This is a genomic window from Pseudomonas sp. NFIX10 (genome assembly GCF_900111955.1).
Lineage (GTDB): Bacteria > Pseudomonadota > Gammaproteobacteria > Pseudomonadales > Pseudomonadaceae > Aquipseudomonas > Aquipseudomonas fluorescens_AA.
Window position 1 is genome coordinate 154,522 of the sequence record NZ_FOKH01000006.1, and the last position, 23,951, is coordinate 178,472.

Consider the following 23,951-nt stretch of genomic DNA (forward strand, 5'->3'; position numbering starts at 1 on the left):
ACACATGGCAGACGAGGGATTTATGGACGATCCAGTCGACAACAAGCCGCCAACCCTGTTGCAGATGATGCACAGCGTGCTGGCCGCCGCTTTCGGCGTACAGAGTGGCAAGAACCGCGCCCGGGATTTCACCCACGGCAAGCCGAGTCACTTCGTGATACTGGGGATCACGTTCACGGTGATTTTCGCTTTGACGCTGTTTGGCATCGTCAAGCTGGTGGTGCATCTGGCGGGGTTGTAACGCTCTCCAACACAACACATGACCCTGTGGGAGCGAGCTTGCTCGCGATAGCGGTGGTTCAGTCGGAGTGATGTTGACTGGTACACCGCTATCGCGAGCAAGCTCGCTCCCACAGGGTTTTCATCGCCAGGGATAACCGTTTATTGGTGACTGACCCAGAACACTGCGGTGCCCACCACCAGGATAATCAGGAACAGAATGGCCCAGGCATCAACGGTACTGTCGCTTTTCCTTGCTTTGGTCGGATTACTCATTGCATCGCCTCTTGTCGGTTTTGTAGGTGATTGCATAGGGACTCGACCATAGTTAAGACGATGATTGCCCGTACGACAAATGTGGGTTAGGCAATAATCAATCTCATTAGTCGATTTGGTTCTTTACATATATTCAAACATCACTTTTGCGCATAACTCAAAACAGGTATCTTGCACCGGCTCCTCTAGGAGTGCGCGGCCGTGCGCGCAGAATTGCCGAGGCAGAACCCGATTCCAGCGAGCCAACATGCAGCTGTTTCTGATCGGCCCAAGCCTGAGACCGAGACTTATATGTACGTATATGACGAGTACGATCAGCGAATCATCGAGGACCGCGTCAAGCAGTTCCGTGATCAGACCCGACGCTATCTGGCAGGCGAGCTGAGCGAAGAAGAATTCCGCCCTCTGCGCTTGCAGAATGGCCTGTATATCCAGCGCTTCGCCCCGATGCTGCGTGTGGCGGTGCCTTATGGCCAGCTGACTTCGCGCCAGGTGCGCAAACTGGCGCAAATTGCCCGTGACTACGACAAGGGCTATGCCCACATCAGTACCCGGCAGAACGTCCAGTACAACTGGCCGGCCCTGGAAGACGTGCCCGAGATCCTGGCCGAGCTGGCCACCGTGCAGATGCACGCGATCCAGACCAGCGGCAACTGCCTGCGCAACGTCACCACCGACCAGTTCGCCGGTGTCGCGGCCGACGAGTTGATCGACCCACGGCCGTGGTGCGAAATCGTTCGCCAGTGGACGACGTTCCACCCGGAATTCGCCTACCTGCCGCGCAAGTTCAAGATCGCTATCAACGGTTCGAGTTCGGACCGTGCGGCCATCGAAGTCCACGACATCGGCCTGGAGACGGTCTACAACGCAGCCGGCGAGCTGGGCTTCCGTGTACTCGTGGGCGGCGGCCTGGGGCGTACCCCAGTGGTCGGCGCATTCATCAACGAGTTCTTGCCGTGGCAGGACCTGCTGAGCTACCTCGACGCCATCCTGCGGGTGTACAACCGCTACGGTCGTCGTGACAATAAATACAAGGCGCGGATCAAGATCCTGGTCAAGGCCCTGACACCTGAAGTGTTCGCCGAGAAGGTCGAAGCCGAGATGGCTCACCTGCGTGGCGGCCAGACCACCCTGACCGAAGCCGAAGTCCACCGTGTGGCCAAGCATTTCGTCGATCCGGACTACAAGGCCCTGGGCAATCAGGATGCCGAACTGGCAGCCCTCGACAAGGAACACCCGGGCTTCGCCCGCTGGCGTACCCGCAACACCCTGGCCCACAAGAAGCCGGGTTATGTCGCGGTGACCCTGTCTCTGAAACCCACCGGCGTCGCACCAGGCGACATCACCGACAAGCAACTGGACGCCGTGGCCGACCTGGCCGAGCGCTACAGCTTCGGCCAGTTGCGCACCTCCCACGAGCAGAACATCATCCTGGCGGACGTTGAACAGAGCCAGTTGTTCACCCTGTGGGGCGAGCTGCGCGAACAAGGTTTCGCCACCCCGAACATCGGCCTGCTGACCGACATGATCTGCTGCCCGGGCGGCGACTTCTGCTCCCTGGCCAACGCCAAGTCGATCCCTATCGCCGAATCGATCCAGCGTCGTTTCGATGACCTGGACTACCTGTTCGACATCGGCGAGCTGGACCTGAACATTTCCGGCTGCATGAACGCCTGTGGTCACCACCACGTCGGCCACATCGGCATCCTGGGCGTGGACAAGAAAGGCGAAGAGTTCTACCAGGTCTCCCTGGGCGGCAGCGGCAGCCGCGACGCCAGCCTGGGCAAGATCCTCGGTCCGTCGTTTGCCCAGGATGACATGCCTGACGTGATCGAGAAGCTGATCGACGTGTACATCGAACAACGTACTGCGGACGAGCGTTTCATCGACACTTACCAACGTATCGGCATCGACCTCTTCAAGGAACGCGTCTATGCAGCGAATCATTAAGAACAACGAGGTCATCGACGAAACCTGGCACCTGTTGCCCAAGGACGCGACCCTCGATGGCATCTCCAACTGCGACGACCTGATCGTGCCATTGGCCCTGTGGCGCGATCATGCCCATGCCCTCAAGGCCCGCGACGGCGGCCTGGGTGTGTGGCTGGACGCCGACGAGGAAGCGGAAGAAATCGGCGAAGACGCCAACCAGTTGCAAGTCATCGCCCTGAACTTCCCGGCCTTCACCGATGGGCGCAGCTACTCCAACGCCCGCCTGCTGCGTGAACGCTATGGTTTCAAGGGTGAGTTGCGGGCGATTGGCGACGTGCTGCGCGACCAGTTGTTCTACATGCGCCGCTGCGGTTTCGACGCCTTTGCCTTGCGCGCCGACAAAGACCCCTACGAAGCCCTCGAAAGCCTCAAGGACTTCTCGGTGACCTACCAGGCTGCCACTGACGAGCCGCTGCCACTGTTCCGTCGTCGCTGAAACAGCCCCATGAAAAAGCCCTGATCCGGGTGTGCCGGTTCAGGGCTTTTTTTGTTTTCGGGGTCTTGAATCCACCTCACTCCCACAAAGGGATAACTGTGAACCCGAAGCTTCTACCTGCCTCAGAACCACTGTGGGAGCGAGCTTGCTCGCGATAGCGCTGGGTCAGCTTGCATCCATATTGGATGTGCCGTCGCTATCGCGAGCAAGCTCGCTCCCACAGAGGGGTAGGCATTATTTCTGCAATTACCAGAACCGCTGCTGGGTCAGGCGGCTCCACCAACTGAGCAGCACCCGATCCACCGAACCGCTGGCCGCCATGCCAATGCGTTCCTGCAGGCTTTTACGTTCGGCGTAGTGCAGGTGGTACAGCTCGGCCCCCTTGGCCCGTTCGGCCAGGTACTCGTCGCTGGTTTTCAGCTCGTCCACCAGATGCTTGCCCAGCGCCGCGACACCCAGCCAGACCTCACCCGTCGCCACTTCATCGATGGCCAGTTGCGGGCGATAGTTGGACACGAAGTTCTTGAACAGTTCATGGGTGATGTCCAGGTCTTCCTGGAACTTCTCCCGGCCCTTCTCGGTATTTTCGCCGAACACCGTCAACGTGCGTTTGTATTCGCCGGCCGTCAACACTTCGAAATCGATGTCATGTTTCTTCAGCAGACGGTTGACGTTGGGCAATTGCGCAACGACGCCGATGGAGCCCAGGATCGCGAAGGGAGCGCTGATGATCTTCTCGCCGATGCACGCCATCATGTAGCCACCGCTGGCCGCCACCTTGTCGATGCAGACGGTCAGCGGCACGCCGGCCTGACGGATCCGCGCCAGTTGCGACGAGGCCAGGCCATAGCTGTGGACCATGCCGCCGCCACTTTCCAGACGCAGCACCACTTCATCCTTCGGCGTCGCCAGGGTCAGCAGCGCGGTGATTTCATGACGCAGGCTCTCAGTGGCCGAGGCCTTGATGTCACCGTCGAAGTCCAGCACGAACACCCGGGGCTTGGCCGCCGGCTTGTCCTTGTTTTTCTTCCCGGCCTTTTCTGCCTTGCCTTCGGCCTTGCGCAAGGCCTTGAGCTGGTCCTTGTCCAGCAACGTCTGTTCCAGGCGCTCACGCAACCCCTTGTAGAAATCGTTGAGTTTGCTCACCTGCAACTGGCCGGCCGACTTGCGCCGCCCCTTGCTGCGCAGCGCAGCAAAACTGGCCAGCACCACCAGGATGGCGATCACCAGCGTCACGGTCTTGGCCAGGAAACCGGCGTACTCGATGAAAAACTCCACAGCAACTCCTTAAATGCGATGCGCCATTGAACGCAGGCGCGTGACAGTCCCAGCATACCCATGCGCCTGCGTCGCGACCAGCCAAGAAACCTATGGTTACCTTGACGCGAGCCAGGCAGGACAAGGCTGCAACGGGCATTTCAAACAAGCGTATGTTTTTTCATTGACAGCTCACCGCCATCCCCATAACCTCGCCAAACCTTCAACGTACCGGGATGACACGGACGTGGGCAGTATCTATCTGATTCGACATGGCCAGGCCTCCTTTGGTGCGGACGACTACGATGTCCTCTCGCCCAATGGCGTACGCCAGGCGCAAGTGCTCGGCGACCACCTCGCCCAGCTCGGTGTCGTATTCGACCGCTGCCTCTCGGGTGACCTGCGGCGCCAACAGGATACCGCCGTCGGTGCGCTGGGCCAGATGTCCGCCGCCGGCATGCCGGTCCCCGAACTGGAAATCGACCCGGCGTTCAACGAGTTCGATGCCGACGCGGTCATTCGCGCCCTGTTGCCGGACATGCTCCCCCAGGAACCCGAGGCGGTGCATATCCTGCGCAATGCCGCGCAGAACCGCGCCGAATTCCAGCGTATCTTCGTGCTGATCGTCGAGCGCTGGCTGAGCGGCCAGTATGACCCGCCCGGTCTCGAAAGCTGGCTGGGTTTCGTCGAGCGGGTCCAGGCGGGCCTGCAGCGCATCCTGGAGCAAGCCGACAACACCCACAAGATCGCCGTGTTCACCTCCGGCGGCACCATCACCGCCCTGCTCCACCTGATCACCCGGATACCGGCCCGACAGGCCTTCGAACTGAACTGGCAAATCGTCAACACCTCGCTCAACCACCTGAAATTCAGGGGCCGCGAGGTGGCCCTGGCTTCCTTCAACAGCCATGCCCACCTGCAGCTGTTGAAGGCCCCGGACCTCATCACCTTTCGCTGAGTCCGGATTACTGTAGACCCTTGCTGTACCACCCAAATAAGGATCGAAACCATGACCACCGTAGCCGACGCCGTACAAGCCATGAAAGCCAAGTTCAACCCAGCCGCCGCTGCCGGCCTGGACCTGGTATTCGGTTTCAACATCACCGATGAGGACAAGCAATACGCCCTGATCGTCAAGGACGGCACCTGCGAACTGCAGGAAGGTGAGAATGCCGACGCCAACTGCACGCTGATCATGGACAGCGAAACCCTCAAGGGCATCGTCAGCGGCGAAACCGATGGCATGCAAGCGTTCATGGGCGGCAAGCTGCGCGTTGAAGGCGACATGATGCTGTCGATGAAGCTGTCCGAGCTGTTCCCAGCCTGAGATTGAGTTCGCACCTCTCGCGAGCCTTTTGATTGCCAACGAATCCCGCCCCCATGGCGGGATTCGTGTTTTTGCCCCTCCTTGATTCCGCACCGTACACAACCTTGACCCCTGTCAGTTCCCGCTCCTCCTTCAACCGCTAACGTAGCGCTTCCATCAAGGCCAGGGACGGCTCATCGGGAGCCTGCGTCCGCTCATCTCACGGAAGAGGCTTACATGCCCGCACTGAAGATCATTCTCTTATCGACTGCGTTCAACGGCCTGACCCAACGCGCCTGGCTGGACCTGCGCGAGGCCGGTTATCGCCCCAGCGTGGTGCTGTTCACCCATGGGGCCTCGGTCTGCCGGCAAATAGAAGAAAGCGACGCCGACCTGGTGATCTGTCCGTTCCTCAAGGACCGCGTACCCGAGCAGTTGTGGCGCAACCCACGGCGCCCGGTGGTGATCATTCATCCCGGGATTGTCGGCGATCGCGGTGCCAGTGCCCTGGACTGGGCGATCACCCGGCAAGCCGAACGCTGGGGAGTCACCGCATTGCAGGCGGTGGAGGAAATGGATGCCGGACCCGTATGGGCCACGTGCGAATTCGACCTGCCCAAAGGCCTGCGCAAATCGGAGCTGTATAACGGCCCGGTCAGCGACGCGGCCATTCGTTGCATCCGCGAGGTCGTGGAAAAATACCGTGGCGGTTTCGTCCCGGTGCCACTGGACTATGGCCGCCATGATGTGATCGGGCGCCTGCAACCGAACATGACCCAGGACGATCGCAGCTTCAGTTGGCATGACAGCAGTGGTTTCATCAAGCGTTGCATCGACGCCGCGGACGGTCAACCCGGTGTGCTCGCAAGCCTGGCTGGCGAACAGTTTTACCTGTACGACGCCCATCCGGACGTTCGCCACGGCCTGCCCGGCGAGCTGTTGGCCGTGCGTGACGATGCGGTGCTGGTGGCGACGGGGGATGCCAGCCTGTGGATCGGCGCACTGCGCCGCAAACCGCAACCCGGCGAACAGACCTTCAAGCGTCCGGCGCGCCATGTACTGTCGAACCGCCTCGAAGGCATCCCGGTGCTCGACAGCTCCCTGGCCCGGCAGCCGTTCAGCGACGAGCCCTATCAACCCATTCGTTACCGCGAATGCGGCCATGTCGGGGAGCTGACGTTCGAGTTCTATAACGGGGCGATGAGCACTGAGCAATGCCAGCGCCTGGTGGCGGCATTGCGCTGGGCCAAGTCCCGGGACACCCAGGTGCTGTTGATCCGTGGTGGGCGCGGCAGCTTTTCCAACGGCGTACACCTGAACGTGATCCAGGCCGCCGCCGAACCGGGCCTGGAAGCCTGGGCCAACATACAAGCCATCGACGACGTCTGCCTGGAGTTGTTCAGCGCCCGGCAACTGGTGGTCAGCGGCCTGACGGGGAACGCCGGGGCCGGCGGTGTGATGCTGGCCCTGGCCGCCGATATCGTGCTGGCGCGCCGTGACATCGTGCTCAATCCGCACTATGCGACCATGGGCCTGTACGGCTCTGAATACTGGACCTACAGCCTGCCCCGCGCGGTCGGTCCGGACATGGCTTGGAAACTCACCCAGGACTGCCTGCCCATCAGCGCCTTGCAGGCGTTGCGCTACGGCATGGTCCAGGAGATCGGCCCGCGTTGCCCCGACGAGTTCGGCCTGTGGCTGCTGCAGCGAGCCAACCGCGCGCTGCTCGATCCGACCTATGAAAGCATCCGGACGCGCAAGGCCGAACGGAGCCTGTCGGCGATCCAGGCGTGTCGCGATGACGAACTCGCACAGATGCGCCGCGACATGGCGGACGATCGCCACAGCTTCGCCGACAAGTGCCGTCGTTTTGTCTTCAAGCACAAGGCCTGCGGTACGCCCGAACGCCTGGTTGCACCCTGGGCGCGGACAAAACAGGCCCAAGCCGTCCAGTAACTCCCGGTATCGGGGGAGCCTTGGCAACTCTTACAATACCCGCCTCCCCCGCATCAGCCTGAACATGGACATCGACCTCGCCCGCACTTTCCTGGAAATCGTCCGCCACGGCAGCCTCGCCGCGGCGGCCGACAAGCTGCACGTGACCCAGACGGCGATCACCGCCCGGGTCCAGAAGCTCGAAAGCCAGCTCGGCTGCGCGCTGTTCGTGCGCAACCGTGCCGGCGCGCGCTTGACCGCCGACGGCGAGGCCTTTGTGGTCTACGCCAACCAGTTGGTGCAAACCTGGGAAGCGGCCCGCCGGGGCCTGCCGCTGCCCGACGGCTATCGCAACGTCCTGCACCTGGGAGGCGAGGTCAGCCTGTGCAACCCCTTGATGCTCGCCTGGGCCGGAGCACTGCGCCAGAAGATCCCCGGTCACGCCCTGCGCATGGACATCCGCGACGGCGAGAAGCTGCTGCAACAGTTGGAACTGGGCCTGCTGGATGCGGCGCTGGTCTATCAGCCTGAATACTGGCCGCGCCTGCAGGTAGAACAACTGCTGGAAGAAAAACTCATCCTGGTACGCCTGGCCGCCCGTCCCGAACCCTACGTGTATATCGACTGGAGCGCGGACTTCCGGCGCCAACACGACACCGCGCTGCCAGACAAGGCCAAGGCCGCCGTAACCTTCAACCTCGGCCCCCTGGCCCTGCAATACATCCTGGAAAACGGCGGCAGCGGTTACTTCCGCACGCGGGTGGTGCAGAGCTATCTGGACAGTGGAATCCTGGAACGGGTGCCCAAGGCACCGGAGTTCAATTACCCGACCTACCTGGTCTACTCCCGCGATCGGGACTCAGCGGCGTTGCAGCAGGCATTCGACGTGCTGCGAGAGATCGTCAAGACCGGCAGCGACTGGTCGCAGCGCTGGGATCCATTGACCTGACAGCAGCTCAGGCGAGACGTGCCCGGGGTGAGGACCTGACATGGCCAGGGATTGCTCCCGCTTTTCAGGCGCTGGCGAAGCCGGCGATCTTTTGACCTTTCTCTTGCGGCTCAATCGCCAGTGGAAAGATCGCAGCCTCGTTGCACTCGGCAGCTCCTACAGTCGCAACCCAGCGGGAGCCATCCTGGCCACAAAGCCCTTCGCGATACGAAGGATCGGGTTCTATGACTCGCTCTGCATGTGATCCACGATCTCGTCCTTGATCTGCAATCGCTTCTTCTTGAGCGTCTCCAAGACGTCATCGGGCAGCGCGGCGGAGGACGGCTTCTCGGCATCGACCACCTCGGCATCAAGTTGGGCGTATTTTTGAAGTAACGAGTCGAGCCTTGGATTCTCGCTGCGTTTTTGCTGGATTTGATCTTTTGTGTAGTTGAGATCCTGGCACAAATCGTGGGACACCGGCATGGAACACCTCCTTTGATGGATCGGTGGCAGGCGTCCTTTCAACGCCCGTCGATTATCAGGATGGCCTCTTGAACGGGGTTCTGTCGACCGCCAATCCGACCAGCGGTGACCGTTCGTCGTCCCGGATCGCTTGGCGATCAAACCTTTGCCTGGGCGCAACCCTCCATTGATCAGAGACGACAAGAATCGCTCGTTCAACCTGTATGGAGACTTACTTATGGACAAATTCATCCTGCGTCAACTCGGCCTGGCAGTTGCCCTGAGCACTAGCATGGGCATGGCCTGGGCCGCGACTTCCAACGACTTCGTCGACGAAGCGGCGGCCGGTGGCATCGCGGAAATCGAAACCAGCAAACTGGCCTTGGAAAAAAGCCAATCGGCGGACATCAAGGCGTTCGCCAACAAGATGATCACCGACCACACCAAGGCCAACGAAGAGCTGAAGGCGCTGGCGAAAAAACATGACATCGAAGTGCCCGACGACACCACGTTGATGAAGAAAGCCAAGGCGAAGATTCTCGAGGTGCGCGATGAGTCCTTTGATGCGGCCTTCGCCAACAACCAGGTCAAGGCCCACGAAGAAACCATCGCTCTGTTCAAGAAAGAAGCCGAGACCGTTACCGACGACAAGAAAGCTGGTAACACCGAACTCAAGGCGTTCGCCCAGAAGATGCTGCCGGACCTGCAACACCACTTGGATGAAGCCAAGAAACTTCAGGCGGCCCACCCAAGCAAGTAACCCTAAACCCGCTACTTGAGCCGCCATAGGGCTCGCTCAAGGAAAAACGGCGCTTCTCCCAAGACTGGAAGGCGCCGTTTTCGTACCCCGGACTTCTATCAGGCCTCAAGCCCCTTGCGCGCCACCGCGGCACCCGCCTGCAACGCCCTTCCCACCTGTTCTTCGAAATCCCCCCGGCTCATCACCTGCAAGGCGGCGGCCGTGACACCCCGGTAAGCCACCAAGGCGTCGATCATCTGCTGGGGGTCACGGCTCGCCAGCAACTGGCTGCTGTTGACCACGATACTTTTCGCGGCCAACTGAGCGATGTCGCCAGGTATGCCGGCCAGCATCGCCTGGCGGGCCAGCGTCGTCATCAACAAGGCTGGAAAGGCCGGGCCAGTGCCCGAGAGTGCGGAGAGGTAGTCGATGAAATCTTCTTTTTCGACCTCAACCGCAGTGCCCACGCATTCGAACAGCTGCTGCACGAGGCTTTTCATCGTCGGCGCTAGCGCGCCAAACCCATACCAAGGTGTAAAGGACTGCCCGATTTCCACCGCCGCGTTGGGCATCGCCCGCACGAGCGCTGAAGCGGAAGTCTGCGCAGCAATCGCCTGCGCCGTGATCCCGGCCATCAGGGAGATCACCGTCTTACCCGTCGCATTGATGCCCAGGCTGGCGAAATGCTCGGGGCGAACGGCGATGATCACCAGGTCGCTGCGGTCCACCAGGTCCTGGTTGTCCGTGACCAGGCAAGCACCTTGTCGAGCCAGGGGGTGGTTGCCCGAGCGATTGGAAATGATCAGGTTGCCCGCCGGCACCAGCCCCTTCGCCAGGACGGCCCTGGCAATCGCCCCGCCCAACCAGCCGGTGCCGCCAATGATGCCAACGGTCTCATTGATCATCGCCGTGACCTTCGAACGTGTCGGTCAGGGGCACAAAGACCCCGGGCTCTTTTTCGGCATAACCGAACTTCCCGTAGAAACGATCCAGTTCCCGCTGCTTGGGGACTTTGCCGGTGAAGATGCTCACGTAATGCGGGATGCGCTGGAAGCGCACGGTGATCAACTCTGTCGTGTTCATGGTGATGTAGCCGATCTGCGTCAGATAGATCGTTCGGGCCCGGGCATCAGCCCCTTGGCTATCGTAGCCAAAACGCTTGAACATGTTCGCCAGGGCGTTCATTCGCTGCTCGTCCACCACAGCCACCTCTTGGGCCACTTCAGCAGACTGAAGCGCCCAGCTGCGCACGGCGAACTCGAATTGCGAGTCGAACAATTGCGGGTTGAGCCAGCACTCGAACACATTCAGGATCGCCTCGGAAATGCTTTCGGCATAGCTTTCACTTTGCCGGATCAGCCCCCCCGTGTTGGTCTCCCGCCAACGCGACAGCAATGCAGCCAGCAGTTGCTCACGGTCCTCGAAAAACCAGTAGAAGCTGGTGCGTGACAACCCCAGGCGCTTGGCCAGTGGCATGACCCGGACCGCATCGATGCCCGACTCTTTCAAGGCCACGTAGGCCGCTTCCAGCCAGCCCTCCGGCGAGCCCCGCCAGCCTGCGTCCTGGGCCTTGCTACGGGCCTTCCCCACCTGCGGCATCGTGCGCCTCCTTCTTCAAATACGAGATAGAAATGTACTCTGACGACCCCTTAATGTACATATGAGTACATTTTATTGACCCGGCCGTCTTGAGTACTTAAAGTCCAGCAACATGGAGCTCCAACCAACGTTCCCATCAAACAAGCCGGGCCCAGGCATGAAACAACCTGTCCGTGAGGCGCTCCGGGTTGTATCTCCAAGAGGCAGGGACTTTAAAACAACAACGAGCCGCCATTATGTTTTTTTGCTGAACGCCGCTGAAAGAACTTCACCAACCGGTCAAAGAATGCCGGAACAACTGCCTTCGTTATCCCCTTCATCCGATCTTCGGTGACATGAGCCACCAGGCACAGCGTTGGAACACACCTATGCAACCCAGCGATATCGATAAAAAGGTCAAGGGCTATCGGCGGTTGATACCGTCGATGACGGCGTTGCTGGAGTTCGAAGCCGTGGCGCGGCTGGCCAGTTTCACCCTGGCCGCCCAAGAGCTGGGCGTGACGCAGGCCGCCGTCAGCAAACAGATCCGGTTGCTGGAAGATACCCTGCAGACCAAGCTGTTCCATCGCCTTCATCGGTCGATCAAGCTGACGCACGAAGGCTATGTCCTGCATCTGGTCGTCGCGGAGTCCATTCATCGCATGGCCAGTGTCTTCGACAAAATTGCCGAGGGCATTGGTGAACAGGAGATCACCATCGCCTGCACGGAAGCGTTTTCTCACTTGAGAATACTCCCACGGTTGATTGCCCTGCGCACCCTGCAACCGAAGTTGAAGTTGCGCTTGCTGACGCAACAGGTCTCGCCCAGTTCATACCGCGATGACGTCGACCTGGCCATCCGCTTCGGCAATGGGAAATGGGAGGATGGCAGTGCGATTTTCCTGTTCGATGAAGAAGTGTTTCCCGTTTGCGCGCCGGCCTGGCTTGCCGCCAACGCAGCCCCTTCATCCGTTATCGATTTCCTGGACACGGCGCTGATTGATTCGGACTCCACCCTGGAAGGCTGGATGACCTGGAACCGTTGGTGCCGGGAACTCGGCGATATGCGCCCCAAGCTCAACTATTCATTTCGCTGCAGTTCCTATAACGATGCGATCGAGGCGGCTATTCAAGGCCACGGCATTGCACTGGGCTGGAGTCGGCTGATCGCGCACCGGCTCAACAGTGGTGAACTGGTCAGAATTACGCCCTACGTGGTCAAGCCAAAAGACGCTTATTACCTGATTATTCCGAGTGGTCGGAAACCTGAGCCCATCACTCAGGCACTGATCGACTGGCTACGCGATGACAGCCATCTAAGCCATTGATTGCATAGATGTTAAAGACCACTTTTACGCATAACGCAAAGTTATGCGAGCGTGAAAATAAAGCGCGTTGACGGTCTTACCCCACCTTTCCAAACTGGACTCGCCGCCTGATCAACTTTGCGTTTGAGCGAGACCCATCATGACAATTAATACCGTGAAGACCCACCGTGAACTTCTGACCGACCGCACGCCGGGCCATGGTATGCCGGGCGGTTTGTTCGGTCGCCAGGACATTTTTGAAACCGACGTCGATATCTTTTTCACCCGGCATTGGATTCTGGTGGGGGTCACCAGCGACGTCCCCGAACCCGGTGATGTCTCCACCCTCGACATCGGCAAATCCTCCATTCTCCTGGTACGCGACGATGATGAGCATGTGCAGGCGTTTCGCAACGTTTGCCGGCACCGTGGGGCGCGCTTGAAACAGGCTGGCAAATCAACGGTGGGCATGCTGGTCTGCCCCTATCACCAGTGGACCTACGATCTGGACGGTAGCCTGAAACACGCGGCACACATGGGCCAGGACTTCGACCCGACCTGTAAAAGCCTGATCCCGGTGCACACTCGGGTCGTCGGCACCCATGTCTTCGTCTGCCTGGGCGACGAACCGCCTGAAGACATCCTGTACCTTGACCAGGTCATGACACCGCGTTTCGCCCAATATGACCTCGCCCATTCCAAGATCGCCCATGAATCGGAAATCATCGAGAACGGCAATTGGAAACTGGTGATCGAGAACAATCGCGAGTGTTATCACTGCGCCGCCACTCACCCGGAATTGACCGCCTCTTTCCTGCCCGAAGATTTCGGTTTCTGCACCGACGGACTCGGGGAGGATTCACTCCAGGCGCTGGCGGAGTATCACCGCCGCAATGCCGAGACCAAGGCCAACTGGGAGCGCGAAGGTTATATCTGCGATGCCGTCGAACACCTGGGCGAAGACGCCGTGACCCAGTTCCGCTCGCAGCGACTGGCCATTGCCGGCAACGGCGAATCCCAGACCCTGGACACCCGCGTGGCGTGCACCCGGCCGTTTGGCGAGCTCACGCGCCGCGACTTGGGCGACGTGCATTTTTGGACGCACAACTCGTGGAACCACATCATGAGCGACCATGCCGTGGTCTCCTACATCATCCCGCTGGCGCCCGATAAGACCCTGGTGCGCACCAAATGGCTGGTCCATGCCGATGCCGTCGAAGGCGTCGATTACCAGGTGGATAAGCTGACCGAAGTCTGGGTCGCGACCAACCTGCAGGACGCCAGCCTCGTCGGCATCACCCACAGCGGCACCCAGGATCCTGCCTATACGCCCGGGCCCTTTTCGGCCTTCACCGAAACCTATGTCGACCAGTTCTCCCGCTGGTACGCGGCGCGTCTGGCCGCCCATGGCGTGTGAGCAATGATCATGACGACTTACGAAAACCCGACGCGCCCTGGACATACCAGCGTGGTCCAGCGTTTTACCGACCCGGCCACCTGGGGCACGTTCGGCGCGCAATGGCACAGCGGCGAACAGAAAACCCTGCAATGCTGCGCTGTGCGCCAGGAAACCCATGACGTCAAAACCTTCATTTTCCGCTGTGCGGACTTCAGCGCCCTGAGCTTCGAGCCCGGTCAATTCATCACGATCTTGCCGGTGATTGGCGGGCAGATTATTGCCCGCTGCTACACCCTGTCGTCCGCCCCGACCCGGCCGTTTGCGTTTTCCATTACCGTCAAACGCGTGCCGGGGGGCACGGTGTCGAACTGGCTGCATGACCACCTCAAGCCCGGCGACAACCTGAAGGCCTGCGGCCCGGCGGGCAGCTTCACACCGGTCGGCCATCCGGCGACCAAGTGGTTGTACCTGTCCGCCGGTTCCGGCGTAACGCCCCTGATGTCGATGACCCGGGCCGCCTGCGACATGGCCGGCAACCTCGACATCGTGTTCGTCCACAGCGCCCGCACGCCCGCCGACATCATCTTCCACGGGGAACTGACGCGCATGCAGGCCACCATGCCGAGGTTGCGGGTCATCAGTGTCTGCGAAGGTCTCGGCGACACCGCTCAATGGCAGCAACCGATAGGCCGGCTCGACTTGTCGTTGTTGAGCCAGTACGTGCCGGACTACAAGGAACGGGAAATCTTCACCTGCGGTCCCCAGGGTTACATGGAAGCGGTCAAGTCGCTGCTCAGGGAAGCGGCCTTCGATTTCGCCCACTACCACCAGGAAAGCTTCGACATCGCCGCACTGAATGAAGAACCGTTGATCGAACAGGCCGCTTCGCTCAATCAACAGGACGTCTTCACCGTGACCCTGTCGCGGTCAGGCAAGACGTTCAGCATGCCGGGCAATCAGACCGTGCTGTCTGTCGCCAAGAAAGCCGGCGCGATCGTGCCCTCCTCCTGCAGCCAGGGTATTTGTGGCACCTGCAAGACGGCCCTGCTCCAGGGCACGGTGGACATGCATCACAATGGCGGCATCAGGCAACGGGAAATCGACAAAGGCCTGCGCTTGCTGTGCTGCAGCAAACCCACCTCAGACTTGGTCCTTGATCTTTAGCCTTGCCTCAGGCGTCAGCCGCTTGCACCAGTGAGCGTGGGGGCCATTTATCACTATTTCGAAAATTCGTCAGGCGCACCTCTGGGCTCAGCGTTTTTCTGCGATCAATCTCAAAAACGGCCAATAACGGCCGATACCCAGGATAAGACCCCGCCACTGGGGTGCAGGATAGAACGGTAGGTCACTCATGACAGAGATTTATTTGCTGATAGCGCACGGCACGGACCAGGGCGAAGCCTACGTGCTGGGCTGGTTCGACGACCGGAGCAAAGCCCGGGAAGTGGCCGAGCAGAAAGAATGGGAAGCGTACCGCGCCAGCCTGAAGGAGAAACACCCATGGTCCGGCCACAAGCCGCTGGCACCGGACCAGACGGACTACCGCCGCTACTGGATCAAGACCATTTCCAAATTCGAACATGTGCCAGTGCCAAGGTCCTTTGCGGTCCATTGATCATCACGAATGAATATTCGACGAAACGAGCGCTATCGGTGGCGGTCTAGACGATTAAGCCCATCCGATTGAGAGCGTTCTTATGTTGAAATTCCTTGGCGGCACCGTAGGTATCATTTTCCTGATTGGCCTGATCGTGGTGATTGCGCTGTTCAAGTTCATTTTTTGAGCGTTGCAGCGGCGATCTTTGACTTGGTGTTCCACCTACCTGGAGAGCAGATCGCAATAAATGACAATCACAGGGACGGATAAGGCTGACTGGGAACCGCTGAACCTTGAATGGCATCAAGGCTTCGCATTCATGGACGGTGTGCTGCTGGGCGATGGGCAAGTGCCTGATGTGTACATCATGCTCAACCCTCAAGTCACACGACCCAGCGAGTTGGCACAATGTGCCAGCGCTGGGCACTATCCGCCCTCGCCCTTGCTGGCCGGTCAGCCGGTTTGGCGGCATCGACGCAACCCTTGGATCTTGCGCGGCGCCCTGCGTGATTACTACCTGCTTCCGGCCTACCGGGAGCGCCACGGCTACCACGCACTTCAGCCCCTGCCGTTTCGGTTCGACAAGGGCCTGGAAAGCCTCGGCCATCAGTACTGGCGTGACGCAACCGGCGCCTATTGGTTCGGCGAGTACGCGATCACCCAAATCCACGAGGCGCAACCCGACAGGCTGGCCCTGCTGGCCTCGTCCCCAGCCTCGGTCACTTCAGCGTCCGCCCTGTTCTGCGACGGTGTGCATCTCTTTTTGCAGGGACGATTTATCGCCAGCGCCACGGCGCGGGTGCGGTATTGCAACCACCCCTCCTTTCGAGTGATCGACGATCAAGTCTATAGGGGCTTCAAGCCCCTGCACCAGAAGGACGGCACGCCACTGCCGGTCGCCAACCCGGACGACTTCCAGATGCTCGCCCAACGCTGGGGCACCGATGGGCAGTCGATCATCGTACAAGCGCAGCAAGGCTCGAGCATTGCCTATGAATACTTCTACCGCATCGACAATGCCGACCTGGCGACCTTCACCGTGCTTAACGAACGCTACGCCAAGGACAAGCAACGCGCCTATTACCTGACCGGAAAAACCATTCGCTACGTGGGCGACTTCCACCTGCTCCAGTGCTGGCAGCCGGCGTTCGATGAATGCGGTCGCGTGGTCAGCGCCCGCGAATACGAGGATGAGTATTTTGCCGTGGACGACCAGTACGTCTACGCAGCCGGGACCCGCCTGCGCGATGCCCATGGCCCGAGTTTTCGTCACTTGGGGTTCGATTATTACCGTGATCACCAACACGTCTACAGGCGCCAGAAACGCCTCGATGTCGACGTGGAGAGCTTCGTCGTGACCCAGCTCTGTCTGGGCGAACAGGATTACTCGCCCGTGCTGGCAGGTGACAAGCACGGCCCACTGGGCTCTGGCGGCATCATCGATGCGGCCATGCAAGCGGCGTGGGCGCCTTACTTCGAAGCCCATCCGCAGTTGGAAGGTTATTGGTGGCACCGCTTGCAGGCACGGCCTGAAGCCGCGCAAACGCACACGGAAACGCTGCCGCTACAGGCCATCGGTCTCGGTTTTGAGCTAGGCGACCAGGTGTATTTCCATGGACGCGTGATCAACGGGCTGGACGCTGCGAGTTTCAAATTGCTGGACACGCATCTGTGCGGCGACGCCAACGGCTTGTATCTGATCCCGTTCCATAACGCGCAAACGGAAGTGCCCGAACGGTTTTCCCAAGAACCCGCGGAGCAATTCCGCTCACTTGGCTCGCCCTACCTGACAGACGGCAAAACCGTGTTCTGCCACCGGATTTTTTACCATCCTCCGGAACCGATTCGTAAGGCACAAGCGGCCTCTTTCGAGTCCTGCGGGCATGGCTGGGCCAAGGACCAGGACACGGTGTATTACTACGGCGAGGCGAAAAAACGGCTACATCCCTCGGATACCCGCATGCTCGGCACCTATGCTGTCAGCCCTACGCTGATCTTCTCGGAAGGTAAGCCGCTGGACGTGGCGTTCGTTCCTGATGAAGTGCGCGTGCCCCATCCCGACTTCCTGCAACTGGGCACGCGCAAGTTGTTCTGTCATCGACGCCTGTTGAGCGCCAAGCGGATCGACCTGGCCACCCTCGAGTTCCTGAATGACCGCTACGCCCGTGACCAACATCGCCTCTATCACTACGACGGTTATGCAACCCTGACCGAAGTCGACGAAGCGCATTATCGGGAGTCCCTCGGCCAGCCAGCGGCAAGCGTTTAGAACTGCGTCACAACCGTAACGCCTGCGGTGTCAAACCGGTCCATGCTCATGAGTGCATCAATCGATTGCTCAAGGCTGATGGTCTTACCCACCAGTTTTTCAGGCGCCAGCTTGCCGGACGTGATCATCTCCATCATCGCGCCGTAACGGTGAGCCTGCATGCCATGGCTGCCGCAGATCTCCAGCTCGTAGGCAATGACCTTACTCATTGGGATCGAGGGCGTGCTGTGGTCCGCCAGCATCAAACCAACCTGGACATGCCTTCCACGCCGTCTCAGATTATTGATGGAGTTGAAGCAGGTCGTAGGATGGCCTAGGGCATCCAGCGAAACGTGAGCGCCGCCCTTCGTAATCTCGAGTACCGCCTCGGTGACATCCGCCACCCGGCTTGCGTTGATTGTCGCGACGGCACCGAGCGACTGGGCAAGCTTGAGCTTATCGTCGCAGATATCGATGGCGATGACGTTCGCCCCGATAGCGTGGGCGATCATCACGGCGGACAGCCCCACGCCACCACAGCCATGAACCGCCACCCACTGGCCCGCCGTGACCTTGCCTTGATCGACAACCGCACGGAACGAAGTGACGAACCGACAACCAAGGCTCGCCGCCGTGGCGAAGTCCATGTTTTCCGGCAACGCAACCAGGTTCAAATCCGCCTTGTGGATCCCCACATACTCGGCGAAAGAGCCCCAATGGGTGAAACCCGGCTGAAACTGGCTGTGGCACACCTGCTGGTTGCCGCTATTGCATTCCGGACACGCGCCGCAGCCGCCGACAAAAGGCACGGTGATACGATCGCCCACCTTCCATCGGGTGACATCCCGCCCCACCTCCGCCACGATTCCCGCCAATTCGTGACCGGGCACATGGGGCAGTTGAATGTCAGGGTCATGACCTTTCCAGCCATGCCAGTCGCTTCGGCATACGCCCGTACCCAGGACTTGAACAACCACACCGTGACGCTCGGGGGTCGGGTCTTCGACTGTCATCAAACGTGGGGGTTGGGAAAAGGCTTCGTAAACTACGGCTTTCATGAGAATCCCTCTACTTTAGAAAAGCGCTCTGTCTGAATCCTGGCTCGCGGACCGACCTTGCCGCGAACCAACGCCGACAGTAACCACAAATCCCCCGACACGTAAGAATCCCCGTCACTTATAGGTTGCAGCTGTACTGATATTCGAAGGGGAAGAATACGGTATCGACCACCAGTGAGAACGGTGCGTCGATAAGCAAGAAAGGGATCAGCTTTCCTTTGGACGTGCCCACCAGCCACCAGTCAAAGCGCAGGCCAATATAGGGGCACCGATGCTTGTCGTAATCCATCCGCATCGCGGTGGCCATGCAGCCGCCTAAGCTGGCGACCAGAATCAGCAGAATCACTTTCTGTAGCACGTAATGTCCTTATTACTTCTTTGCGAAGAGCTGCATAGACGCTTTCGCGAAAAGCGAGTCCCCCCTTCCAAGTCACCAACGTAGCCACCCGCAGCCTAGTTGGTGCGCTTACGCTCCACGCTCCATGCCGGGCGCGCAAAACGTGGACTTGAAGAAGATGCGCAATGTATAAATCGTTTTTTTACAACCACGGAAGGAATCGACAAACGATGCACAGACAACTTTTAATGGCTGCAATGTCACTGACTTTTTACTGTACCTCTGCAGCAGCCCACTCCTATTCGGACCTCAACACCCCCGACAAATCGGGTTTCATGTGGGGGCAGGTCTATCAGCATACAAAAGCAGCGTGCGGCACCTTGCCCGAAGATCTCGAAGACGACTACGCGAAAGCAATCCGACTCCTTTCGGAGGCCAGTCCTGAGTTTGGCCCAACCTATCAAGATGGCCTGAAACCCAGCGCAAAGAAGGATCCTTTGAGGTCAGTCGAGGAACTGGAGGATTTATGCGTAAAAGGTCAGGTAGGCCTTAGAACCTAGGTGAAGCTCGCACGATACTGGTTTTCTGGAAAATGGTAGGCGGGCGGGCAGACCGTCGGCGTTGATTCAGAGCGCTGCACTATCCTGCTATCGACGTCCAAGCTTCCACCGAGTGACATCCCTCCACGATCCCTGCCAATACATTGAGCGTAACCCATACCACCACGGACAGGGCTCACAACGCCGCCGAGATAAAATCCGAACAGACACTGCTGCACAATAAAGTCGACAACCTGATCAGCCTCGGCATCAAGACCGCCAGCGGCAAGACGGTCACCTTCAGCCTGACCAGCCAGGACGATGGACTTGGCGTTCAGGCTACGATGGACGGCGGCCCGCTGAGCGAGGACGAACTCAAGGCGATTGGCGTTCTGGGCAGCGCCTTTCAAGCGGCTGTCGACTGGCTGACCGCCGAGCCGCCCAAGCTCGACCTGAGCAAGCTGACGCAGTTCGACTCCAGCGTATTGGCTCGCCACCCTCCACAGTTCGGTGCTGAACTCGGCAACGAGACACTGAATGCTGGTCAGGATCACCGGTAAGCGGGGGTATCACGGCGGACCTCAATCCGGTGTCGTCTCTTACGACAATGGAACAACCCTGAGCCTGTTTGATTCGACCGTCGCAGCCATCTGCATTGCCTGCGGATAAGCCAGCAAACACTCAGCGATGGCAGGCTCCAGCTCAACCCGCACTTGCCTTGTCAGGGCCCGAGCACCGAAGCGTGGGTCATGCTTTTGGCACAGCCAGTCGCTTGCCGCAACGTCCAGGACCAGCGTACGGCGATGCTGACCGAGACGTTGGTTGAGTTTGTTCAGTTCGATCTGCAACAACGCTTCCAGCCATTGGGTTTCGATGCGTTGGAAAACCAGGATGCGATCAATACGGTTTAAAAACTCCGGTTCGAACCACGCGTGCAACGCCAGCTCCAACATAGCCTGCTCACCTTGTGGGGCGATGCCGAGCCAGCGCCGCCAACCGCGTGAAAAACGTTCCCTGTAGGTGGTCGCTTGCCGGGCTCCAATGTTGCTGGTCATGAAGATCAGGCTATTGCGAAAATCCAGTGTTCGGCTACCGCCCGCCAAGGTCAGTTGGCCGTTCTCAAGAATGCCCAGCAAACTGCGCACCACTTCCTTGCTGGCTTTTTCCAGCTCATCGAACAGCACGATGCCTGGGCGACTGTAGGTGCCTTGAATCAATTCGCTATTGAACAGACTGACGCCCTCTTTGCTCCCCACATAACCAGGTGGCGCTCCGGTGAGCGCCGCCGAGTAATGCTCCTGGGCCAAGGTGTGCATGTCGATGCGACAAAAAGCATCGGCGCGACCGTGTATGGCCAGTGCCAGCAGACGTACTATTTCGGTCTTGCCGACACCGGTCGGCCCCATGAACAGGTTCACCGTCAACGGTCTCTCACGTTCACCAATATCGACCTTAACCACGTTTAGCAACGCCTCGACTGCGCTCATGGCGTGTTCTTGGCCGACAATTCGACTGCGCAACAACGCCATGACTTGGGCGGGATTGAAGACGAAGCGTGAGGTCAACACATCTGCTGCCGGTGATGCGCTGGTCAGGCTAGGCTGGGGGTGGTTTGGGTCGATGCGATCTTTCACGAAAGGCATGGTTTAGCCTGCGTGTTTTTCTTTACCGTCGTGGGGAAGCTCTCCCACCGGGCAATGAGCCACGCCGACGGTGCTACGGGTCAGTTTTTCGACGTTTTCCTGGGCTTTCTGCGCGTCCAGTACCCAGGTGCGGTAAAAGTCGAACGGGCAGTCAGCCACTCCCTTGTCGCCGTCCCCGGAGTGATAGACCCCGGTGTAACCGCGATGCAGCAGCTTGAACAAATGATTCTGTGATTGGTCGTTCGCTCGCGCATCGCGGATTTGCGAAACGGATAATTGTGCGTACTGAATGCCCATTTCCTCTTCACCGCATTCGCCCAGGGTGCGACCGTCGAAGCCAATAATCGCCGAGTGACCAAAGTAGGAATAGACCCCATCGAAGCCGGCCGCATTGGCCACTGCCACATAGCAATTATTGGCCCAGGCCATGCTTTTGGACATCATCACCTGCTGCTCTTTGGCCGGGTACATATAGCCCTGGCAACGGACGATCAACTCCGCCCCTTTCATTGCACAGTCGCGCCAGATCTCCGGGTAGTTGCCGTCATCACAAATGATCAAGCTGATTTGCAGGCCCTTGGGCCCCTCGCAGACATAGGTCCGATCACCCGGATACCAACCTTCTATGGGGCACCAGGGAATGCACTTGCGGTACTTCTGGACGATTTTTCCCTGGTTATTGATCAACACCAACGTGTTGTACGGGGCTTTGTAGGGATGTTCCTCATGCCGCTCACCGGTCAGTGAAAACACCCCCCACGTGTCAGCCGCACGGCACGCGGCGGAAAAGATCGCAGTCTCTTCGCCTGGAATACTGGCGGCAGTCGCCATCATCTCATCGTGGTCGTACATGATGCCCATGGTGCTGTATTCAGGAAACACCACCAGGTCCATGCCGGGGAGACCGCTTTTCATCCCCGTGATGATGTCGGCAATCTTGCGGGCGTTTTCAATGACCTCGGCTTTTGTATGCAGCCGCGGCATTTTGTAATTGACGACCGCGACACCCACGGTGTCCGGGCTGCTGGAAATATCACCATGACGCATGAGATTAACCTCTGTTAATGACTGATCATCCAAGGTCTGGAGCCGGTTTTACGCTTGAGCCCCTGTGGATTTTCTTTGGTCGGGGCCAGCGGTTTGCTCGGTGTGCAACAACTGCACCCACTGGGATGACGACGGTTCTGCTGGTACTCGCCAAGCGTCTGCGGCGCGTGGGCACTTCGCTCGTTGGTCGCCATGGCCTGGCGTTGACTGCTCGACAACGTCGTCAGTGCCGGCGCAGACAACAGCAACCGCCCTCCCGGGCCCGCGCAAGACGGGCACTGGCACGACTCGTGCCGTTGGGCCATGGGCCGCAACATTGTGAAAGAACCACAGGTTTGACATTCGTACTCATAGGTCGGCATGACGCTCTCCAGATATTGATCGAGCTCGGGCGTGTCTCACAGGTCCGGGGCGATCGGCAGATCGATACTGCCGTCGAGGTGTTTGATGGGACCGTTGGCGTTGGGGTTGATGTCGAACTCGAAGATTTCGGTGGGTAACCAGAGGGTCGCGCAGGCGTTGGGGATATCGACCACGCCGCTGATATGCCCTTGCACCGGCGCAGAACCCAACAGGGCATAGCCTTGGGCGGGGGAATAACCAAACTTGGTCAAGTAGTTGATCGCATTCAGGCAGGCCTGGCGATACGCGATATTCACGTCCAGGTAGTACTGTTTGCCGGCTTCATCCACCGAGATACCTTCAAAGATCAGGTAGTTCTGGTAGGTCGGGATGATCGGGCTGGGTTTGAACACCGGGTTCTTGATCCCATACTTGGCCATGCCGCCCTTGATCAGCTCGACTTTCATATGAACCCAGCCGGCCATCTCGATAGCACCGCAAAAGGTGATCTCGCCGTCGCCCTGACTGAAGTGCAGGTCCCCCACCGACAACCCGGCACCTTTGACGTAGACCGGGAAGAAAATCTTCGAGCCCCGGGACAAGTCCTTGATATCGCAGTTACCACCATGTTCGCGCGGTGGCACGGTGCGCGCGCCCGTTGCCGCGGCATCATCCCGGGCCTGGCCCTTGAGCTTGCCCATGTGTGCGGTGGCAGCCAGCGGCGCGTTGGCCAGGGGCGGCACGCGGGTCGGGTGGGTGTCGATCAGTTCCTGCTCACGGCGGTTCCAGTCGCCGAGCATTACCGGGTCGGGCAGGCAACCGATCAATCCGGGGTGGATCAGGCCGGCAAAGTTGACCCCGGGAATGTGCCGCGAGCTGGTAAACATGCCTTTGAAATCCCAGATGGCTTTCTGTGCGCTGGGAAAGTGATCCGTGAGGAATCCGCCACCGTTCTGCCGCGAGAAGAAGCCGTTGAAGCCCCACATCGATTCGGTCTTGGCGCCGATGTCCAGCAGGTCGACCACCAGCAGATCCCCCGGCTCGGCGCCGTGCACGCCCACTGGACCGGACAGGTAGTGCACGGTGGACAGGTCGACGTCACGCACATCCGAGGCGTCGTCGTTGTTCTTGATCGCGCCAGCGGTCCAGTCGTAAGTCTCAAGAATAAAGTCATCCCCCGGCGTGACCCAGCAGGCCATGGGAATGTCCGGATGCCAGCGGTTGTGGATCTGTTCGTTCTCGGTGGCGGGCTGGTTGAGGTCGACTTTGATCAAGGTATCGGTCATGGCGAAGCTCCTGAACA

24 protein-coding genes and 1 pseudogene are annotated in these 23,951 nt (G+C 59.5%); 15 read left to right on the forward strand and 10 right to left on the reverse strand.

From position 1 onward, the window contains the following. Positions 1-22: 22 nt before the first annotated feature. The 3 genes from BM321_RS07850 to BM321_RS07860 all read left to right on the forward strand — a co-directional run bounded on the left by BM321_RS07850 (position 23) and on the right by BM321_RS07860 (position 2,923). On the forward strand, positions 23-241 hold the full coding sequence (locus tag BM321_RS07850; RefSeq protein WP_092255470.1) for a DUF2970 domain-containing protein: 219 nt from the start codon (positions 23-25) through the stop codon (positions 239-241). 545 nt (positions 242-786) lie between these two features. After that, positions 787-2,445: a nitrite/sulfite reductase gene (locus BM321_RS07855; RefSeq protein WP_092170368.1), complete on the forward strand. Its 1,659-nt coding sequence runs from the start codon at positions 787-789 to the stop codon at positions 2,443-2,445. Next, positions 2,429-2,923, forward strand: coding sequence for a DUF934 domain-containing protein (locus BM321_RS07860; RefSeq protein WP_092327489.1), 495 nt, complete (start codon positions 2,429-2,431; stop codon positions 2,921-2,923). Before BM321_RS07855 ends, BM321_RS07860 begins: the two co-directional genes overlap by 17 nt. A gap of 246 nt (positions 2,924-3,169) precedes the next feature. On the opposite strand, the gene sohB is transcribed toward BM321_RS07860, so the two are convergent. Continuing rightward, positions 3,170-4,201 (reverse strand): protease SohB, encoded by a 1,032-nt coding sequence (gene sohB, locus BM321_RS07865; RefSeq protein ID WP_072405184.1) that lies wholly within the window; start codon positions 4,199-4,201, stop codon positions 3,170-3,172. 226 nt (positions 4,202-4,427) lie between these two features. Here sohB and BM321_RS07870 point away from each other — a divergent pair, with 226 nt between their 5' ends. The 4 genes from BM321_RS07870 (at position 4,428) to BM321_RS07885 (ending at position 8,370) form a co-directional block, all read left to right on the forward strand. Beyond that, the gene (locus tag BM321_RS07870; RefSeq protein ID WP_092442114.1) at positions 4,428-5,138 is read left to right on the forward strand and encodes a histidine phosphatase family protein; all 711 of its coding nucleotides are present in this window, start codon (positions 4,428-4,430) and stop codon (positions 5,136-5,138) included. 51 nt (positions 5,139-5,189) lie between these two features. Beyond that, entirely contained in the window at positions 5,190-5,507 is a 318-nt protein-coding gene (locus tag BM321_RS07875) for an SCP2 sterol-binding domain-containing protein (RefSeq protein WP_092442115.1), read from the forward strand. A 216-nt stretch (positions 5,508-5,723) separates the two neighbouring features. Beyond that, a complete protein-coding gene (locus tag BM321_RS07880) occupies positions 5,724-7,442 on the forward strand; it encodes a hydrogenase maturation protein (protein ID WP_092442116.1) in 1,719 nt (572 codons plus the stop codon). 64 nt (positions 7,443-7,506) lie between these two features. After that, entirely contained in the window at positions 7,507-8,370 is an 864-nt protein-coding gene (locus tag BM321_RS07885; RefSeq protein WP_092442117.1) for a LysR family transcriptional regulator, read from the forward strand. A 222-nt stretch (positions 8,371-8,592) separates the two neighbouring features. Here BM321_RS07885 and BM321_RS07890 read toward each other — a convergent pair whose 3' ends face one another. Further along, complete coding sequence (locus tag BM321_RS07890; protein WP_092442118.1) at positions 8,593-8,835, reverse strand: HP1242/YdcH family protein; 243 nt, start codon at positions 8,833-8,835, stop codon at positions 8,593-8,595. A gap of 217 nt (positions 8,836-9,052) precedes the next feature. Between BM321_RS07890 and BM321_RS07895 the strand changes: the two genes are divergently transcribed. Next, positions 9,053-9,574 carry a DUF4142 domain-containing protein gene (locus BM321_RS07895; RefSeq protein WP_092442119.1) on the forward strand — a complete coding sequence of 174 codons (522 nt, stop codon included), beginning with the start codon at positions 9,053-9,055 and terminating at the stop codon, positions 9,572-9,574. Between the two features lie 98 nt (positions 9,575-9,672). Here BM321_RS07895 and BM321_RS07900 read toward each other — a convergent pair whose 3' ends face one another. Together BM321_RS07900 and BM321_RS07905 are read right to left on the reverse strand one after the other, a co-directional pair. Continuing rightward, entirely contained in the window at positions 9,673-10,458 is a 786-nt protein-coding gene (locus BM321_RS07900) for a pyrroline-5-carboxylate reductase family protein (RefSeq protein ID WP_092442120.1), read from the reverse strand. Next, positions 10,448-11,152, reverse strand: a complete 705-nt coding sequence (locus tag BM321_RS07905) for a TetR/AcrR family transcriptional regulator (RefSeq protein WP_060738128.1) — start codon at positions 11,150-11,152, stop codon at positions 10,448-10,450. Before BM321_RS07905 ends, BM321_RS07900 begins: the two co-directional genes overlap by 11 nt. Before the next feature lie 368 nt (positions 11,153-11,520). Between BM321_RS07905 and BM321_RS07910 the strand changes: the two genes are divergently transcribed. From BM321_RS07910 to BM321_RS07930, 5 genes are all read left to right on the forward strand, one after another. Next, positions 11,521-12,459, forward strand: a complete 939-nt coding sequence (locus tag BM321_RS07910; RefSeq protein WP_092442121.1) for a LysR substrate-binding domain-containing protein — start codon at positions 11,521-11,523, stop codon at positions 12,457-12,459. A 139-nt stretch (positions 12,460-12,598) separates the two neighbouring features. Then, positions 12,599-13,855 carry an aromatic ring-hydroxylating oxygenase subunit alpha gene (locus tag BM321_RS07915; RefSeq protein WP_092442122.1) on the forward strand — a complete coding sequence of 419 codons (1,257 nt, stop codon included), beginning with the start codon at positions 12,599-12,601 and terminating at the stop codon, positions 13,853-13,855. Positions 13,856-13,864: 9 nt separating this feature from the next. Beyond that, positions 13,865-15,001 carry an FAD-binding oxidoreductase gene (locus BM321_RS07920; RefSeq protein ID WP_092442175.1) on the forward strand — a complete coding sequence of 379 codons (1,137 nt, stop codon included), beginning with the start codon at positions 13,865-13,867 and terminating at the stop codon, positions 14,999-15,001. A 187-nt stretch (positions 15,002-15,188) separates the two neighbouring features. Then, positions 15,189-15,452, forward strand: coding sequence for a hypothetical protein (locus tag BM321_RS07925; RefSeq protein ID WP_072339727.1), 264 nt, complete (start codon positions 15,189-15,191; stop codon positions 15,450-15,452). A gap of 229 nt (positions 15,453-15,681) precedes the next feature. Further along, complete coding sequence (locus BM321_RS07930; protein ID WP_092442123.1) at positions 15,682-17,703, forward strand: DKNYY domain-containing protein; 2,022 nt, start codon at positions 15,682-15,684, stop codon at positions 17,701-17,703. On the opposite strand, the gene BM321_RS07935 is transcribed toward BM321_RS07930, so the two are convergent. Together BM321_RS07935 and BM321_RS07940 are read right to left on the reverse strand one after the other, a co-directional pair. Continuing rightward, positions 17,700-18,740 (reverse strand): zinc-dependent alcohol dehydrogenase family protein, encoded by a 1,041-nt coding sequence (locus tag BM321_RS07935; RefSeq protein WP_092442124.1) that lies wholly within the window; start codon positions 18,738-18,740, stop codon positions 17,700-17,702. The two genes, BM321_RS07930 and BM321_RS07935, sit on opposite strands and share 4 nt — an antisense overlap. Positions 18,741-18,858: 118 nt before the next feature. Continuing rightward, complete coding sequence (locus tag BM321_RS07940) at positions 18,859-19,098, reverse strand: YceK/YidQ family lipoprotein (RefSeq protein ID WP_092442125.1); 240 nt, start codon at positions 19,096-19,098, stop codon at positions 18,859-18,861. A 209-nt stretch (positions 19,099-19,307) separates the two neighbouring features. Here BM321_RS07940 and BM321_RS07945 point away from each other — a divergent pair, with 209 nt between their 5' ends. Together BM321_RS07945 and BM321_RS07950 are read left to right on the forward strand one after the other, a co-directional pair. Then, positions 19,308-19,637 carry a hypothetical protein gene (locus tag BM321_RS07945; protein ID WP_092442126.1) on the forward strand — a complete coding sequence of 110 codons (330 nt, stop codon included), beginning with the start codon at positions 19,308-19,310 and terminating at the stop codon, positions 19,635-19,637. A 146-nt stretch (positions 19,638-19,783) separates the two neighbouring features. Next, positions 19,784-20,107 (forward strand): annotated as a pseudogene (locus tag BM321_RS07950) (lactate dehydrogenase); the annotation flags it as partial. 108 nt (positions 20,108-20,215) lie between these two features. On the opposite strand, the gene BM321_RS07955 reads toward BM321_RS07950, so the two are convergent. From BM321_RS07955 to fmdA, 4 genes are read right to left on the reverse strand one after another with little or no spacing between them, the layout of a single operon-like run. Then, positions 20,216-21,259: an AAA family ATPase gene (locus tag BM321_RS07955; RefSeq protein WP_092442127.1), complete on the reverse strand. Its 1,044-nt coding sequence runs from the start codon at positions 21,257-21,259 to the stop codon at positions 20,216-20,218. A 3-nt stretch (positions 21,260-21,262) separates the two neighbouring features. Then, the gene (locus tag BM321_RS07960) at positions 21,263-22,306 is read right to left on the reverse strand and encodes an aliphatic amidase (protein ID WP_092442128.1); all 1,044 of its coding nucleotides are present in this window, start codon (positions 22,304-22,306) and stop codon (positions 21,263-21,265) included. Between the two features lie 14 nt (positions 22,307-22,320). Further along, a complete protein-coding gene (locus tag BM321_RS07965) occupies positions 22,321-22,668 on the reverse strand; it encodes an FmdB family zinc ribbon protein (protein ID WP_092327466.1) in 348 nt (115 codons plus the stop codon). Positions 22,669-22,704: 36 nt separating this feature from the next. Then, entirely contained in the window at positions 22,705-23,934 is a 1,230-nt protein-coding gene (gene fmdA / locus BM321_RS07970; protein WP_092442129.1) for a formamidase, read from the reverse strand. Between the last annotated feature and the right edge of the window lie 17 nt (positions 23,935-23,951).

Bases quoted from the DNA above. Each gene is read 5' to 3' on its own strand.
- BM321_RS07890 (WP_092442118.1), bottom strand. From the start codon at position 8,835: ATGCCGGTGTCCCACGATTTGTGCCAGGATCTCAACTACACAAAAGAT.
- BM321_RS07885 (WP_092442117.1), top strand. From the start codon at position 7,507: ATGGACATCGACCTCGCCCGCACTTTCCTGGAAATCGTCCGCCACGGC.
- BM321_RS07860 (WP_092327489.1), top strand. From the start codon at position 2,429: ATGCAGCGAATCATTAAGAACAACGAGGTCATCGACGAAACCTGGCAC.
- BM321_RS07855 (WP_092170368.1), top strand. From the start codon at position 787: ATGTACGTATATGACGAGTACGATCAGCGAATCATCGAGGACCGCGTC.
- BM321_RS07915 (WP_092442122.1), top strand. From the start codon at position 12,599: ATGACAATTAATACCGTGAAGACCCACCGTGAACTTCTGACCGACCGC.
- BM321_RS07850 (WP_092255470.1), top strand. From the start codon at position 23: ATGGACGATCCAGTCGACAACAAGCCGCCAACCCTGTTGCAGATGATG.
- BM321_RS07905 (WP_060738128.1), bottom strand. From the start codon at position 11,152: ATGCCGCAGGTGGGGAAGGCCCGTAGCAAGGCCCAGGACGCAGGCTGG.
- BM321_RS07945 (WP_092442126.1), top strand. From the start codon at position 19,308: ATGCACAGACAACTTTTAATGGCTGCAATGTCACTGACTTTTTACTGT.
- BM321_RS07920 (WP_092442175.1), top strand. From the start codon at position 13,865: ATGACGACTTACGAAAACCCGACGCGCCCTGGACATACCAGCGTGGTC.
- BM321_RS07955 (WP_092442127.1), bottom strand. From the start codon at position 21,259: ATGCCTTTCGTGAAAGATCGCATCGACCCAAACCACCCCCAGCCTAGC.
- BM321_RS07900 (WP_092442120.1), bottom strand. From the start codon at position 10,458: ATGATCAATGAGACCGTTGGCATCATTGGCGGCACCGGCTGGTTGGGC.
- BM321_RS07895 (WP_092442119.1), top strand. From the start codon at position 9,053: ATGGACAAATTCATCCTGCGTCAACTCGGCCTGGCAGTTGCCCTGAGC.
- BM321_RS07925 (WP_072339727.1), top strand. From the start codon at position 15,189: ATGACAGAGATTTATTTGCTGATAGCGCACGGCACGGACCAGGGCGAA.
- BM321_RS07910 (WP_092442121.1), top strand. From the start codon at position 11,521: ATGCAACCCAGCGATATCGATAAAAAGGTCAAGGGCTATCGGCGGTTG.
- BM321_RS07880 (WP_092442116.1), top strand. From the start codon at position 5,724: ATGCCCGCACTGAAGATCATTCTCTTATCGACTGCGTTCAACGGCCTG.
- BM321_RS07935 (WP_092442124.1), bottom strand. From the start codon at position 18,740: ATGAAAGCCGTAGTTTACGAAGCCTTTTCCCAACCCCCACGTTTGATG.
- BM321_RS07965 (WP_092327466.1), bottom strand. From the start codon at position 22,668: ATGCCGACCTATGAGTACGAATGTCAAACCTGTGGTTCTTTCACAATG.
- BM321_RS07960 (WP_092442128.1), bottom strand. From the start codon at position 22,306: ATGCGTCATGGTGATATTTCCAGCAGCCCGGACACCGTGGGTGTCGCG.
- BM321_RS07930 (WP_092442123.1), top strand. From the start codon at position 15,682: ATGACAATCACAGGGACGGATAAGGCTGACTGGGAACCGCTGAACCTT.
- BM321_RS07875 (WP_092442115.1), top strand. From the start codon at position 5,190: ATGACCACCGTAGCCGACGCCGTACAAGCCATGAAAGCCAAGTTCAAC.
- fmdA (WP_092442129.1), bottom strand. From the start codon at position 23,934: ATGACCGATACCTTGATCAAAGTCGACCTCAACCAGCCCGCCACCGAG.